Origin of the sequence: Shinella sp., from assembly GCF_052438155.1 — a bacterium.
Classification (GTDB): Bacteria; Pseudomonadota; Alphaproteobacteria; order Rhizobiales; family Rhizobiaceae; genus Shinella.
In genome coordinates, this window is sequence record NZ_JBQVPI010000015.1 from 59563 (window position 1) to 74573 (window position 15011).

12 protein-coding genes, 4 tRNA genes and 1 pseudogene are annotated in these 15011 nt (G+C 61.0%); 4 read left to right on the forward strand and 13 right to left on the reverse strand.

Annotated elements, in window-relative coordinates:
* Positions 1–109 precede the first annotated feature (109 nt).
* From ACT6VE_RS23190 to ACT6VE_RS23230, 9 genes and pseudogenes are all read right to left on the reverse strand, one after another.
* A complete protein-coding gene (locus ACT6VE_RS23190) occupies positions 110–1078 on the reverse strand; it encodes a hypothetical protein (protein ID WP_444800739.1) in 969 nt (322 codons plus the stop codon).
* Positions 1079–1606: 528 nt separating this feature from the next.
* Entirely contained in the window at positions 1607–2056 is a 450-nt protein-coding gene (locus ACT6VE_RS23195) for a hypothetical protein (RefSeq protein WP_444800740.1), read from the reverse strand.
* 274 nt (positions 2057–2330) lie between these two features.
* Positions 2331–3335, reverse strand: a complete 1005-nt coding sequence (locus tag ACT6VE_RS23200) for a DUF4062 domain-containing protein (protein ID WP_444800741.1) — start codon at positions 3333–3335, stop codon at positions 2331–2333.
* A gap of 167 nt (positions 3336–3502) precedes the next feature.
* Positions 3503–4732 carry a hypothetical protein gene (locus tag ACT6VE_RS23205; protein WP_444800742.1) on the reverse strand — a complete coding sequence of 410 codons (1230 nt, stop codon included), beginning with the start codon at positions 4730–4732 and terminating at the stop codon, positions 3503–3505.
* On the reverse strand, positions 4722–4967 hold the full coding sequence (locus ACT6VE_RS23210) for a hypothetical protein (protein WP_444800743.1): 246 nt from the start codon (positions 4965–4967) through the stop codon (positions 4722–4724). The genes ACT6VE_RS23205 and ACT6VE_RS23210 overlap by 11 nt, the downstream gene beginning before the upstream one ends.
* A 190-nt stretch (positions 4968–5157) precedes the next feature.
* A pseudogene (locus ACT6VE_RS23215) lies at positions 5158–5694 on the reverse strand (JAB domain-containing protein); the annotation flags it as partial.
* A gap of 7 nt (positions 5695–5701) precedes the next feature.
* Entirely contained in the window at positions 5702–6529 is an 828-nt protein-coding gene (gene map, locus ACT6VE_RS23220; RefSeq protein ID WP_444800744.1) for a type I methionyl aminopeptidase, read from the reverse strand.
* A gap of 30 nt (positions 6530–6559) precedes the next feature.
* Positions 6560–7279, reverse strand: a complete 720-nt coding sequence (sfsA, locus tag ACT6VE_RS23225; protein WP_444800745.1) for a DNA/RNA nuclease SfsA — start codon at positions 7277–7279, stop codon at positions 6560–6562.
* 6 nt (positions 7280–7285) lie between these two features.
* Positions 7286–9142: a PHA/PHB synthase family protein gene (locus tag ACT6VE_RS23230; protein WP_444800746.1), complete on the reverse strand. Its 1857-nt coding sequence runs from the start codon at positions 9140–9142 to the stop codon at positions 7286–7288.
* Positions 9143–9267: 125 nt separating this feature from the next.
* On the opposite strand from ACT6VE_RS23230, the gene ACT6VE_RS23235 reads away from it, so the two are divergent.
* The 4 genes from ACT6VE_RS23235 (at position 9268) to recJ (ending at position 14283) form a co-directional block, all read left to right on the forward strand.
* Positions 9268–9609 carry an SHOCT domain-containing protein gene (locus tag ACT6VE_RS23235; protein ID WP_444800747.1) on the forward strand — a complete coding sequence of 114 codons (342 nt, stop codon included), beginning with the start codon at positions 9268–9270 and terminating at the stop codon, positions 9607–9609.
* 174 nt (positions 9610–9783) lie between these two features.
* Complete coding sequence (locus ACT6VE_RS23240; protein WP_444800748.1) at positions 9784–11001, forward strand: LL-diaminopimelate aminotransferase; 1218 nt, start codon at positions 9784–9786, stop codon at positions 10999–11001.
* Positions 11002–11058: 57 nt separating this feature from the next.
* Positions 11059–12381, forward strand: coding sequence for a homoserine dehydrogenase (locus ACT6VE_RS23245; protein ID WP_444800749.1), 1323 nt, complete (start codon positions 11059–11061; stop codon positions 12379–12381).
* A gap of 93 nt (positions 12382–12474) precedes the next feature.
* Positions 12475–14283 (forward strand): single-stranded-DNA-specific exonuclease RecJ, encoded by a 1809-nt coding sequence (gene recJ / locus ACT6VE_RS23250; protein WP_444800750.1) that lies wholly within the window; start codon positions 12475–12477, stop codon positions 14281–14283.
* 24 nt (positions 14284–14307) lie between these two features.
* Here the strand turns inward: recJ and ACT6VE_RS23255 are convergent.
* The 4 genes from ACT6VE_RS23255 to ACT6VE_RS23270 form a co-directional block, all read right to left on the reverse strand.
* Positions 14308–14382 (reverse strand) — tRNA-Glu (locus ACT6VE_RS23255).
* A 140-nt stretch (positions 14383–14522) separates the two neighbouring features.
* Positions 14523–14597 (reverse strand) — tRNA-Glu (locus ACT6VE_RS23260).
* Positions 14598–14727: 130 nt separating this feature from the next.
* A tRNA-Glu gene (locus ACT6VE_RS23265) sits at positions 14728–14802 on the reverse strand.
* 130 nt (positions 14803–14932) lie between these two features.
* Positions 14933–15007, reverse strand: a tRNA-Glu gene (locus ACT6VE_RS23270).
* Positions 15008–15011 lie beyond the last annotated feature (4 nt).

Sequence of the window (15011 nt, forward strand, 5' to 3'; positions counted from 1 at the left end):
CTACCGGCAGCGGCTGCGGGGATGGGGAAAAGAAAAGCCCCGCCGAAGCGGGGCAAGGTGGACCTGCGAGGGCCTCTATATTGAATCCGTGCCAGTCCGCGGAAAGGGACTAGGCTGCGAGTTCTTCCAGAACATTCGCCAGCCGGGCCACCGCGCCAACGAGTTCGGCCTTTCCACGCCGTTCTGCTGTCTTGCCCTTAACGCCGATCACGGCGCCCACTTCTTCAAAGTTCTGCGCCGTGATCGCGGCATCGAGGAGCACTACGTCATCCTTTGACAGGTGCGCCTCGATGCTAGTGCGATCGGGGCCGGATTCGTCCGTGGCGACGGAGCCGGACTTCCCTTTCTTCGGAGCGCTTATCCAACTCGCGAAGATGTTGCCGATGTCGGGCGATCCGAGAGGCAGTCCGGCGCGCTTGTCCGTAGTCGCTGCGGGTGGCAGCCCAGCGAAGGCGCGCGCCTCATCTAGGGGTAAGCTGGTCGGCGGCAGGGGCGGCGTTGGCAGACCACGAACTCGAGCGCCACGCGCACGCGCAGCGGCTCGGCTCTCCTTCGTGGCTGTCACATGCCAACCAGCTTCGCAACCTAGCCACCCGGCGAGGCGCTCACGTTTTGCGCGCTCCTCGTCCTCATCCACGCCATGGCCCTTCGCTGCCGTGAAGCGATCGACCGGCCGTCTACCGCGCCATGCGATAATCTGCCTGTCATTCCCAGGCAGAGTGGCAGATCCGCAATCCTCTGTGGGAAGCGTGCCCAAGCGGAGATCGCCTAGCCGAACCACCTTATCCAGGCGGCTGAAGAGGGGCGAGTCGACGGGCCGTGTTTCGATATCGCCGGTAATGGGCATCTTGTCCCTTTCGCCACCCCGACGGTTGGCGTGGCGAAACTCACGCCACTCCACATTGCCTACTGCTCGGATAAGCTCGGATTCGCGCGGACGTATCTCGTGGATACATTCTATGAGGATCGGTTCAGGCTCCACCACTTCCAGGTCTTCGCGATATTCCTCCGGCCGATTGTCATTTGCTGGCACAATTGACCAGTTGGTCCGCAGGCCGGGCTCAGGCTCACGCGACATGGCTCTCCACTTGAGGAGGGTAGCCAGGTCAGTGGACAGTGCAGCGTGCCGAGGGGAGGATGGACGGGGATTGGAGAGGATATCGGAATCGTTTGCAGGCGCGTGTACGCGCCAAGCCGCAACCGCGGCGCGGTGTTCTGCTGGTGCTCGCATGGGGTCTCGCAGGTAAGGGGATTGATGGCCCTTTGCGGGCTCTTCCTTGCGGAATCGGCGAGCGTTGCGCCGACGTTTATACCTTAGTGCATTTTTACAATTTTGTCAATATAGCTGTAGACATTATTCCAGAGGCGTGATAAGGGCCGCGCCCTTTTTGATTTCGGAAATCAAAGATTTCAAAATTGTGCGCACGTGTGGGGAACGCGGGTAAGTCGGAAGAGGCATCCCCAAGGATTGGATAGCCCCCTTCTACCAGACCCCAGAAGCAGCCCGGGATTGAGCAGGCTACTTCTGGGGCCGATCACACGACGAGGGGGGGCGGCACTATGCTTTAGGGCGCCCCTACAAAGCGGCTCGGCAAACTATGACAGGTCAACGATCGTAAGGCCCCTTTCGGAGCGCAAGAATAGCGTGAATGTGGTGCATAGCCTTTTGAATAAGAATAGTTAGAGCGAGGGCTCCCAACGCAATGCTAACGATCCCAACGTTTGCGGTGGAGATTTTTAAACCAAACATCGCCAATTCGGTTTCTCCTGACGCGCCCAGATAAACCAACCCCAGGCCGGTTAAAATAAACGCCAAACATACGACGAGGACTCCCGATATAATTAGATAAAAAAGGCCTTTTGCGCTCTGTAGATGCTCCCCCACCGCCGCTCCTCCCTGAGCAAACCTCGCCAATCTCTCGCTAACTTCTCTTACTTCGTCCGCGTTCGTGCCGCTTACTGTAAGTTCCGAGCCATGGAGCCGCGCCATACACCTGCGCATATCTAATTGGCGGGCTACAGAAGGATCAATGGGTATTTTTACTTCGTTTTCCACTTTGTATCCTCTCGCCAATGAAAAGAAGAGTATTCGAGGAAAACTCTCCGCCGTCAAATCCAGTGCTGTCCGGCCTCACCGAACTCGAAATCATGAAACTGGAGAACGGCACGCTCGTGGACCCGACGAGGATGGCCAGGTTGCTGGCTTCGGCGGGCGGGAGGGCGGCGTAAATCCCGATTCCGAATTTTGCGGATGAGCATTTTTTGCTGAGGCTCCGATACGGGATCCGGTGCGCGGGAGGATGTTGGGCGCCCCTAGGCCTGCCAATCTCCTATTTAGGTTCGCTCTTTCTTTGGACCACCTTGCCCATCATAAAGGCCTGCTGCCCTTTATCAGTCAAATAGAGGAACTCGGCGGTCTTGCCTTCGGTGGTGTTAGATATTTTTGACGCAATCAAGCCGAGCGCGATGAACTGAATCTTTATCGTCGATCTATCGCTATCGCTCATCGTATAAGGTGCTCGCTCGCCCTTTTCCTCGGATAAAATCCTTAGTGCATCAAGTATGACATGCTCAGTCTTTGGATTTGCGAGCCGCGCTCCTAGGGCGAGAAAGATCTGCCTCCAAGTAAATTTCGCGCTTCTGTCAAAGTATTTAGTTTTTCCTGCAATTACGTGTTTGTAAGTATATCTAACCTCGAAAAAATCATCTAAATCGGCTAGGTTTTCGATCTTTACGATCGGCGTCGCTTTCGCCGCTGATAAGGCTGCTCTCAATTTCGCGTTTTCCTGCAAGGCGGCGTTCGCCTGCTCTAGGGTCTCCCTGCTGGCAGCGTTATCTCCGCGAATCCAGCCGATCTGCGGATACGCGTTAAAGGCGTGTACCAGTGATTTGAGGACGGCCACTTGTAAATCATCTCGATTGGTCCATTGCTTGACCAAGCGCCCTTCCATCACCTTGTTACGAAATACGTTCAACGCCTTCGCCAGACTAGGGTCTATGTCGCTATTGTTCACGGAGATTGCACCTGGGTTGCCGTGGACAAAGGCGATCACAAACTTACCCGTTTCGACTGCGTAATCATACTCACGCTCCGTGAAACTAATTCCTTGCGCGTCAAGGGAACCGTATCGACCCCCGACGATGAGAAGGTAGTAGTCACACTCATCTATGACCTTCTTGATGTAGGTTAGCTGCTCGACGTCCGTTGCGGGAAACAGCTCCATCCCAGCCGGAACGTGGTTCAGATCAAGAATGCTCCGGATCGTGTCTTGGCGCTCGTCTACTAAGTCGCGAAACGTCGATGAAACGAAAATCTGATATTTTTTAGTTGCCATATCCAACCCAGCATTGTGTGTGCCAGATGTAAGCGGGAATTGGATATCGCCGCAAGCGCTGTCAGATCAATGGCTGTCCTCATGGGATTATGGCGGTGGAATTCCACCCCGCTTCCAGGCGGGGGTAGGTGTTCCACCTCTAACGGGGGTATAAGGGGGTGGAAGCCCTACGCGGCGGCCCTTTCGCCGGAGAACGCTCCCGCCGCTCTCGCCGCTTTGATGCGGCCGGCCAGTCCCGGCAGGGCGTTATGCACCGACGGCAGGTACGTCACCCTGCCGTCCTTACCCACACACATACGGCACTTGCTTCCGACGAGATCCAACACGTCGTCGCTGGTATGGCCGCTTGAGATAACGCGAAGGTTCGCCTGACCGCGTTCTTGCACGGCGTGATCGCCGGCCCTGATCGGGAAGGTATGTGAAATTCCGGTCAGCAGGCTGCCACCATCGTCGATGTCCAGCACAAGGGAAAGAAGTTCGCCGTCGCCATCCGCGATCGTAGATGCGGCTGTAACCTTGATACGGTGGGTGCCGGACGGTACAAACGGCGAGATCTCGCCGCACCATTCTACGGCCGGCTCTTCAGTGTTCTCTGGCTCGGATGTAGCCTTGGTAGTGCGCCTAGCAATAGCTGCCTCCTTCGGGTCGCTGTAGATCTCGGGAAGATCTTCATCGAAGCGCTCGCCGGAAAGCCAATTCGCGGGCGTCGGCATCCATTTTTTGTCGATCGGGTGTTTCTCATAGTGCGCTGCCCATGCGCTAGCCGCTGCAATGATACGTTCTGCAGTAGACACATCAGGGGCTAGATTACTCCAGGCTGAACGAGCTTTAGGTTTCTGATACTTTCGCGGAAATGCGTTCCAGAATCCCTCGAACGGGTCCCGCGACCCGGCCGCGGTGGCCGCTAGGCCATCCGAAGGCAGGGGGTCGGGGGTATCTACATTCCTACTTACCTGTAAGACCGGCTTGTCAGCCGGTTTCGGTAAGTAGGTTTCGGTATCGCCAGCAATACCGCTAGAGCCCCTAGAGGTATCGTCTGCAATACCGCATGAGGTATCGTGGACAATACCGCTAGTAGAGGTATCGCCAGCAATACCACTAGCAAAAAAACCGAAATTGAGGGCGTATTCCGTAGGGCGGGTGCCGACGCCTTCGCGGATAACAGAGAAGGCTCCGCGGTCGGTGAGGCGGCGAACCGACGCGATGATGTTGGGGCGGGTGGCCTTGGTGCGCTCGGCCAGATAGCGAAGGCTGGCGCGCGCGTTTCCGAATTTCCCGAAATAGCGCTCGATGATCACCGCGGCGACCTTGTGGTCTAGTCGGGTCGCCCATTCCGTATGGATGATAGCTAGCAGAAGGTGATGCTGAGCGAGGAGGCCGTCGGTCTTATCGGTCATTTGCGGCCTCGTAGGCTTCGACCGCCAGAGCGGTCAGCCGTTCGGCCATGGGGTCAGAGAACGTCGCCGTGCGGCGAGTGCCAGCCTGTGGGGCATACAGGCGATAAGCACCGTCAGGCTGTCTAACCAGTCGCAGGGCGTAAAGCCTGACGTGGTCGTTGAGTTCGACGTCGACGAACGCGACCGCGTCGCGGGCCTTCGCGCCATGGAGAGGGTGGCAATATAGAACTTTCATTGTGGTCTCCTGTTGAGCGCACAGTGGCGCGCCCGCCGGCTCGGTGCCGGCAGGGGGTAGTTGGTGGGATGGTGATGGCAAACACATATTTAAGGGTGAGGGACTGCAAAGTCCTATGACTGACCGCAAAAGAATCGAGGGCGCCGCATAAGGGAAGGGGACGTAATGCTATCTTTTCAGATGCTTAACGCAGGATGCGGAACTGTTCGCGCGGCTCGTGCGCCATCACGGCGTGGCAATACTGGATGACCGAGGACCAGGAGGCGAGCACCGTCTTGTTGCGGATCTCGCTCTTCAGCGTGCGCTGTGCGACGGCGGCGATCAGCTTCAGATCCATCGCCACCGCTTCACCGATGCCCTTCACCTCCTGCAGGAGGGCGGGCGTCGCGCCGAAGACACCGGACAGCGTGCCGAAGCGATCGAGCAGGGCCTTTGCCACCGGCTTGGTGTCGCGGCGCGGGATCAGCCGGAAGAGCAGCAATTCGAGGATTTCATAATCGGCAAGGGCGCCATCGCCAAAGCCGCTGAAACGCGCCCGGAGCCGCTCGCGGTGACCGTGATAGTGCTTTTCCTCGATGGGAACCGCTTTGGCGGTTGATGTGCGGGCGGGCTGTTCGAAGAAATGGCCCCGCTCATCGGTGTCGTGAAACAAATCCTCTGCGGCCGCAGGCTCGTCCCCCGCGCTGGCGGGCGATGTCGTGTCCTTTCGTCCGCGCGGTCCTGTCATGGGCGGCCTAAGCGGGGAGGCCGGGGCGGTCGAGACCGCCGGGCGACAGGGTGAAGATTTCACAGCCATCCGCCGTCACGCCGACCGTGTGTTCATATTGCGCCGAAAGCGAGCGGTCGCGCGTCACCGCGGTCCAGCCGTCGGAGAGGACCTTCACATGCGGACGGCCGAGGTTGATCATCGGCTCGATGGTGAAGATCATGCCCTCGCGCATCTCCGGGCCTTCATTGGCGCGGCCGTAGTGCAGGATGTTCGGGGCATCGTGGAAGAGCCGGCCGACACCGTGGCCGCAGAAATCGCGTACGACGGAGCAGCGCTCGGCTTCGGCATGGGCCTGGATCGCCTCGCCGATCGCGCCGGTGCGGGCGCCGGGCCGGACGGCGGCGATGCCGCGCATCAGGCATTCATGGGTGACTTCCAGCAGGCGCTCGGCGGCGCGTTTGACCTCGCCGACCGGATACATGCGGCTCGAATCGCCGTGCCAGCCGTCCACTATGTAGGTGACGTCGATGTTGACGACGTCACCGTCACGCAGCGGCTTGTCGTTGGGAATGCCGTGGCAGACAACGTGGTTGATCGAGGTGCAACTGGATTTGGTGTAGCCGCGATAGTTCAGCGTGGCGGGGAGTGCGCCGTGATCCATGCCGAATTCGAAGACGAAGCGGTCGATGACATCGGTGGCCACCCCCGGCTTTACCAGCGGATAGAGTTCATCGAGGCAGCGTGCCGTCAACTGGCAGGCCTTGCGCATGCCGGCAAAGGCATCTGCGTCGTAGAGGCGGATCACGCCCGTGTTCTTCAGCGGCGCGGCGGTCGCGTCGATATAGGTCACCATGGTCGAACTTTCGCTAATCTGTAGAGACCGTCATAAAACAGCGACACCGGGTTCGTCCATGGCGATCGACGCCACGGGCTGGATTTGCCGGGATGTAACCGCACATTTGACCGCGTAGGCCTCGACGCCGCGGGCCTGCGCCCGCCGGAAGCCGGCCGCATAGGTCGGGTCGAGATCGGCGCAGATCCGGAAGCGTTCGCAATCCTCGCGCTGGATGAGATAGAGCATGACGGCGCGAAAGCCGGCCTCCGCCATATCGCCGAGCTCTTCGAGGTGCTTGGCGCCGCGCTCCGTCACCGTGTCGGGAAATTCGGCAAGGTCGGGGCTACGACGAAAATGCACGTTCTTGACCTCGACATAGGCCGCCGGCCGATCGGGGCCGGAAAGCAGGATGTCGATGCGGGAATTGCGGCCATATTTCCGTTCCCGCTCCAGCACGGGATAGGTGCCGAGATCGGCGACGAGGCCAGCGCGGATCGCTTCCTCGGCAAGCCGGTTCGGCAGGCCGGTATTGACGCCCACGACGGTGTCGTCCGCCTCCACCAGCTCCAGCCGATGGCGATGTTTTCGCGTCGTGCTGTCGCTTGTCGACATCCAGATGCGCGAGCCCGGCGCGGTCAGGCCGCGCATGGAGCCGGTGTTGGGGCAAGAGCCGGTGATCGCCGAACCATCGTCGAGGATGGCGTCGAAGAGAAAACGCTTGTAGCGCTGCACGAGGGTGCCGGAGACGAGCGGCGGATCGAACTTCATGTCGTCTCAGGCACGCACGCGCACATAGGAGCCGGGCGCTTCCTCGAGGGAGTTCATGCTGCCGCCGGTCTTGCGCGCCGGCACCACGCGGTCATCCTCGGCTTTGATCCAATCATGCCAGTGCGGCCACCAGGAGCCGGCCGTCTCTTCGGCCTTCTTCACCCAGTCCTCGAATTCGCCCGTCACCGGGCCGCCGGTCCAGAACTGGTACTTCATCTTGTCCGGCGGATTGACGACGCCGGCAATGTGGCCGGACCCCGCCATGACATAGGTGACTTTGCCGCCGAAGAACGAACTGCCGACGAAGACCGACTTCGCGGGCGCGATGTGGTCTTCCTTGGTGGCGAGATTGTAGATGGGTATCTTGACGTCCTTCAACGACAGCGTCTTGCCGGCCAGCACCATTTCGCCCTTGGTGAGGGTATTGTTCAGATAACAATTCCGCAGATAAAACGAATGGTTGGCGGCGGGCATTCGTGTGGAATCTGAATTCCAGTAGAGTAGGTCGAAGGGCATCGGATCCTGGCCCTTCAGGTAGTTGTTGACGAAATAGGGCCAGATGAGTTCCGAGGCGCGCAGCATGTTGAAGGCGGTCGCCATCTTGGAGCCGTCGAGATAACCCGTCGCCTTCATGCCGCGCTCCATGAGGTCGATCTGTTCCTCGTCGGCAAAGACCTTCAGGTCGCCGGCATGGGTGAAATCGACCTGGGTGGTGAACAGCGTCGCCGAGCGGATGCGCTTGTCGCCTTCCTGCCCGTGCAGGGCAAGCGTGGCCGCCAGCAATGTGCCGCCGACGCAATAGCCGATAGCATTCACCTCTTCTTCGCCAGTCGCCTGCTTGATGGTGTCGAGCGCAAAACCGACGCCCTCGCGGGCATAGGCTTCCCAGCCCTTGGTCGCATGACGTTCGTCCGGGTTCACCCAGGAAATGACGAAGACCGTGTGACCCTGGTCGACTGCCCATTTGATGAAGGATTTCGCGGGGTTGAGGTCCAGAATGTAGAATTTGTTGATCCATGGCGGGCAGATGAGGAGAGGGCGCTTCAGCACCGTTTCCGTTGTCGCGTCGTACTGGATCACCTGGCAGACATCGCTTTGCGCCAGAACCTTGCCGGGCGTGAGCGCCATGTTCTCGCCGATGGCGAATTTGGACGTGTCCGTCTGGCGCAGTTTCAGATCGCCGCGGCCGGCGGCGATGTCCTCCGCCAGCATCTTCATGCCGCGCACGAGATTTGCGCCATTCGAGGCGACGGTCTCGCGGTAGAGCTGCGGATTGGTCGTGACGAAGTTGCTCGGGGAAATGGCGCTCGCAATCTGCTTCACGTAGAAGCCGGCCTTGTGGCGCGTATGCTCGTCCAGGCCTTCCGCATCCGTGACCAGCTTTTCAGCCCAGTCCGACGTCACGAAATAGGCCTGCCGCAGGAAATCGAAGAACGGGTTCTTCACCCAGTCCTCGTCGGAAAAACGCTTGTCCTTGCCGTGCGGGTCGGGTGCCGGCTCGGCTTCCTGGCCGCCGATGCGGTTGAGGGTGCGCGACCAGATGTTGAAATAGCTGCCAAGCAGCAGGGTCTGGGCTTCCAGCGTGCGGCGCGGGTCCGCCAGCCAATATTCCGAAACCTTGGAGAGCGTCTTGACCATGTCGACCATCGGCTCGGACACGGTATCGACCTTCTCGCCGCTTTCGCGGGGGGCGAGCCAGGCGGAGGCGGCCTTGCCGAGTTGTTCGACCGTGCGGGCGAGGTTGACCGTCAGCGCCTCGGGGTCCTTGACGATATAGGGTTCGATCGTGGCGGGGTCGAACCCCTGTAAACCGGGCTTGTTTCCGGCCGCATCGCGTTCATTCGCTTTGCGTTCATCGGCCATCGTTCCCTCCCGATTTTATTGTTACTTTTGTATTTTTACATTCTGAACGAAACAGATTACAAGGGCCTGACAGCCTCTAGCGGCATTATCCGGAACCGGTCGTTTCGACAGGAGCATACGTCCCCATGGCGTTCGAAATCAGGCGCGTGAGCGCCGCCCTTCTCATGGCCGCCATGCCGGTCGTTTTCGCCTCCTGCGCTTCGACGACCGAGACGGCTTCGACGGTCAATACCGGCGCCAATCGCTCTGCCGTCTATCCGGACATTACCGCCATCGTCAGCGCCGAAACGCAGCAGATGAGCGACGAGGAAGCGGCCAGCTACAGTGCACGCCTGTCGTCACTTGCCGCGCGCCGCCGCTCGGGGGCGATTTCGGAAGCCGAATACCGCCGCCAGCTCGCTGAATTGCAAGCATTGCGGGATGGTCACGGTCAGGCAACGCTTTCGCAGATCGAAGGCAAGAATTAACACTTGCCTTTCTTGCCGTTTGGCAGCAAAGCGGATGACGGCCACTTGGCCGTCGGCCGGGCGGAGCGCCTTCATTTTGAACGCTTTTGTCCGTATCCGTTCACTTGATTCGCGCGGAGTTTTGCGTCGTCCGGCAGGGCCGCCGGAGGGGCTTCGCGCTCAACGGGGTTAAAGATGGAAGAGTTTCACAAGGTCCGGCGTCTGCCGCCGTATGTTTTCGAACAGGTCAACCGTTTGAAAGCAAGCGCGCGAGCGGGTGGTGCCGATATCATCGACCTTGGCATGGGTAACCCCGATCTGCCGACGCCCAAGGCGATCGTCGACAAGCTGTGCGAAGTGGTCCAGGACCCGCGCACGCACCGTTACTCCTCCTCCAAGGGCATTCCGGGCCTGCGCCGCGCTCAGGCCGCCTATTACGCCCGCCGCTTCGGCGTGAAGCTGAACCCGGAGACCCAGGTCGTCGCGACGCTCGGCTCCAAGGAAGGCTTTGCCAACATGGCGCAGGCGATCACCGCGCCTGGCGACGTCATCCTGTGCCCGAACCCGACCTATCCGATCCACGCCTTCGGCTTCCTGATGGCCGGTGGCGTGATCCGCTCCATGTCGGTCGAGCCGGACGAGAGCTTCTTCCCGCCGCTCGAGCGCGCCGTGCGCCATTCGATTCCGAAGCCGCTGGCGCTGATCATCAACTATCCGTCGAACCCGACGGCGCATGTCGCGACACTGGATTTCTACAAGGACGTCATCGCGTTTGCGAAGAAGCATGACATCATCGTGCTGTCCGACCTTGCCTATTCGGAAATCTACTTCAACGACGCGCCGCCGCCGTCCGTGCTGGAAGTGCCGGGCGCCATCGACATCGCCGTCGAATTCACCTCCATGTCGAAGACTTTTTCCATGCCCGGCTGGCGCATGGGCTTTGCCGTCGGCAATGAACGCCTGATCGCGGCGCTGACGCGTGTAAAATCCTATCTCGACTACGGCGCCTTCACGCCGATCCAGGTGGCGGCGACGCATGCGCTGAACGGCGACGGCTCGGACATCGCGGAAGTGCGCAACATCTACAAGCGCCGCCGCGACGTGATGGTCGATACGTTCGGCAAGGCCGGTTTCGAGGTTCCTCCGCCGGCAGCGACGATGTTTGCCTGGGCAAAGATCCCGGAAAAATTCCGTCATCTTGGTTCGCTGGAGTTTTCCAAGCTGCTCGTCGAGAAGGCGGATGTCGCGGTCGCTCCGGGCATCGGTTTCGGCGAGATGGGGGACGATTACGTCCGTCTCGCGCTGGTCGAGAACGAACACCGCATCCGCCAGGCGGCGCGCAACATCAAGAAGTTCCTCTCAACGGCGGACGAGACGATGCACAACGTCATCTCGCTGAACGCCCATCGTTGATACACCACCCTCCGCGTGACCCGCGGAGGGTTCCCTTCCCAAACATAGGACACGACCATGGCAGATGCCCTGAAGATCGGCATTGCGGGCTTGGGTACCGTCGGTGCCTCGCTCGCGAAGATTCTCGTCGAACGCAGGGACATGCTTACGACAACGTGCGGCCGGCCGATCGAGATTGTTGCCATTACCGCACGCGCCAAGGGCCGCGACCGCGGCGTCGATCTGTCGTCGGCGGAATGGTTCGATGACGCCGTTGCGCTGGCGCGTGACGCCAAGATCGACGTCTTCGTGGAACTGATGGGCGGGGCGGGCGATCCGGCCTATTCCGCGGTCAAGGCGGCACTGTCGCGCGGCGTGCATGTCGTGACCGCCAACAAGGCGCTGCTGGCCGCCCACGGTGTGGAACTCGCCGTCATTGCGGAAAAGCACGGCTGCATCCTCAACTACGAAGCGGCTGTCGCGGGCGGCATCCCGGTCATCAAGGCGCTGCGTGAATCGCTCACCGGCAACACGATTTCCCGCGTCTACGGCATCATGAACGGCACCTGCAACTACATCCTCACCAAGATGGAGAAGGAGGGCCTGTCCTTCGAGGTGTGCCTGAAGGAAGCGCAGCGCCTTGGTTATGCCGAAGCGGACCCCGCCTTCGACATCGAGGGCAACGACACGGCGCACAAGCTGTCGATCCTGACGACGCTCGCCTTCGGCACGAAGATCTCGGCCGACGACATCTATCTCGAAGGCATCACCAACATCTCGATCGATGATATCCGCGCCGCCGCCGATCTCGGCTACCGCATCAAGCTGCTCGGCGTGGCGCAGAGGACCGATACCGGCGTCGAACAGCGCGTGCACCCGACCATGGTGCCCCTCGATTCCGTCATCGCGCAGGTCGACGGCGTGACCAATGCGGTCGCGATCGAATCGGACATTCTCGGCGAGTTGCTGATGGTCGGCCCGGGTGCGGGCGGCAACGCCACGGCCTCGGCGGTGCTTGGCGACATTGCCGATATCGCCAAGAGTCGCCCCGGTGCGCAGACCGTGCCGGTTCTCGGTCGGCCGGCGGCGTCGCTGGCACCCTACAAGCGTGCGCAGATCCGCAAGCATCATGGTGGCTATTTCATCCGCCTGTCGGTCGAGGACCGCACCGGCGTCTTCGCCAGCATTGCCAAGCACATGGCGGAAAACGGCATCTCGCTCGAATCGATCGTGCAGCGCGCGCAGGCAAGCGCTGAAACGACCGATCCGAAGACCATCATCCTCGTCACCCACGCGACGATGGAGGATTCCGTCCGCAAGGCCGTCGCTTCGATCAAGAGCGAGGGCTATCTCGTCGGCGAACCGCAGGTGATCCGCATCGAGCGCCCGAAGACGGCCTGATTGCCGTCTTTCCACCGCGAACAAATCCGTGCCCGCCTCCGCCCTTGCGCCGGAGCGCGGGCACTGGTCTTTTAGGGCCTGTCAGGAGCCGCCATGAGCATGTTGGAAAACGCAGATCCCGTCAGCCGGGCCTTTCTCGGCGTCGAGCGCTCGGCGACCGGCCAGCGCTGGGTGGCGCGGCTCGACCAGGCGGGGGAAAACCGCGCGCTGGCGATGAGCCAGAGCCATGGCCTGCCGGACCTGATTTCCCGCGTGCTGGCGGGCCGAGGCGTGCCGTTCGACGGTGCGCTGGAATTTCTCGATCCGACCTTGCGGCGCCTGATGCCGGAGCCCTACAGCCTGATGGATTGCGAAGCGGCGGTGGAGCGGCTGGCGCGTGCCGTCGAGCGCGGGGAACGGGTCGCGATCTTTGGCGACTACGATGTCGACGGCGCCTCCTCCTCGGCACTTCTCTATCGTTTCCTCGCCCATTTCGGCGTCCAGGCGGAAATCTACATTCCGGACCGGATTTTCGAGGGTTACGGCCCGAACCCCAACGCCATCGCCCAGCTCATCGAGCGCGGCGCGCAGCTCATCGTCACGGTCGATTGCGGCTCGACCAGCCACGAATCGCTTGCCGTGGCACGCGAGCGTGGCATCGACGTCGTCGTCCTCGACCATCACCAGGTCGGCGAGGACCTGCCGCCGGCGCTGGCGCTGGTCAATCCGAACCGTGAGGACGATCTTTCGGGGCAGGGGCATCTTTCCGCCGCGGGCGTCGTCTTCCTCGTGCTGGTGGCCCTGCAGCGGCTCTTGCGGTCGCGCGGCGATACGCGGGCCGCAGGTTTCGATCTGCTCTCCATGCTCGATCTCGTGGCGCTCTCCACGGTCTGCGACGTGGTTCCGCTGAAGGGCCTCAACCGTGCCTATGTGGTGAAGGGGCTGGTTGCGGCGCGACATCTCGGCAATGCCGGCCTGACGGCGCTGCTGAAGCAGGCGGGCATCGGCGGGCCGGTGACGCCCTATCATCTCGGCTTCCTCGTTGGCCCGCGCATCAATGCCGGCGGGCGCATCGGCGATGCGGCGCTTGGCAGCCGCCTCCTGACGATCGACGAGCCGGGCGAGGCCGAGCGCATCGCCAAGCAGCTCGACGAACTCAATCGCGAGCGCCAGGTCATGGAGGCCGCGATGCTCGCCGAAGCTGAGGCCGAAGCGCAGGCGGAATACGGCACGGGCGAAAGCGCCTCGGTGATTCTCACCGCCCGCGAGGGTTGGCATCCGGGTGTCGTCGGTCTGCTCGCCTCGCGCCTCAAGGATCGTTTCCGCCGCCCCGCCTTTGCCATCGCCTTCGACCCCTCCGGCAAGGGCACCGGCTCCGGTCGCTCGATCAGCGGCTTCGACATGGGCCGCATGGTGCGCGCCGCCGTGGACGAAGGCATTCTCGTGAAAGGCGGCGGTCACGCGATGGCCGCCGGCCTGACGGTGGAACGAGCAAATCTCGGCCGGCTGCGTGGCTTCTTCGAAGAACGTACGGAGCGCATCGTGCGCGAGCTCGTGGCCGTGGAAACGTTGAAGATCGACGGCGCGCTCAGCGCCAGCGGCGCCACGCTGGCCCTGGCCGACCAGCTTGAACAGGCCGGCCCCTATGGTTCCGGCCACCCGCAGCCGATTTTCGCCCTGCCGGCGCACCGCGTCCGCGATGTGCGCCCGGTCGGCGTCAATCACCTGCGCATCGGTCTGGAAGGCCCCGACGGCGGCCGCATGGATGCCATGGCTTTCCGCGCCGCCGAAGCCGATCTCGGCGTTTTCCTGATGAAGGAGCGCGGCCAGGCGGTGCATCTTGCAGGAACGCTTTCCGCCGACAGCTGGCAGGGCAGCCGGCGCATGCAGTTCCGCGTGCTGGACGCTGCAAAGGCGTTCTGATCCATCATGTAGGGGAGGGAACCGTGGCACGCCCTAGGGGAGTCGAACCCCTCTTTTCAGAATGAAAATCTGACGTCCTAACCGATAGACGAAGGGCGCGTGCGGTGGGCGTCTTCTAATCGGGCCAACGGATTCGTGCAAGCCCTAAATGCAGGATTTTTCTATTTTTTCCACTTCGCGCACGGGCGCGAATTCCTGCTGTGCGGGAACGATATTCATCGGCATTGCGAAGGGGAAAGTGGCACGCCCTAGGGGAGTCGAACCCCTCTTTTCAGAATGAAAATCTGACGTCCTAACCGATAGACGAAGGGCGCGTGCTGCGGCGTTTTCTAATCAGGACCGGCTGAATGCGCAAGACGAAAAATAGCGTTCGACGCAACTTTTTCACAGCCAAAACCGCAGTTTCAAACGGATTAAAACAGCGATGTAAAGGGGAGGGAACCGTGGCACGCCCTAGGGGAGTCGAACCCCTCTTTTCAGAATGAAAATCTGACGTCCTAACCGATAGACGAAGGGCGCGTGCTGCGGCGTTTTCTAATCAGGACCGGCTGAATGCGCAAGACGAAAAATAGCGTTCGACGCAACTTTTTCACAGCCAAAACCGCAGTTTCAAACGGATTAAAACAGCGATGTAAAGGGGAGGGAACCGTGGCACGCCCTAGGGGAGTCGAACCCCTCTTTTCAGAATGAAAATCTGACGTCCTAACCGATAGACGAAGGGCGCGTGC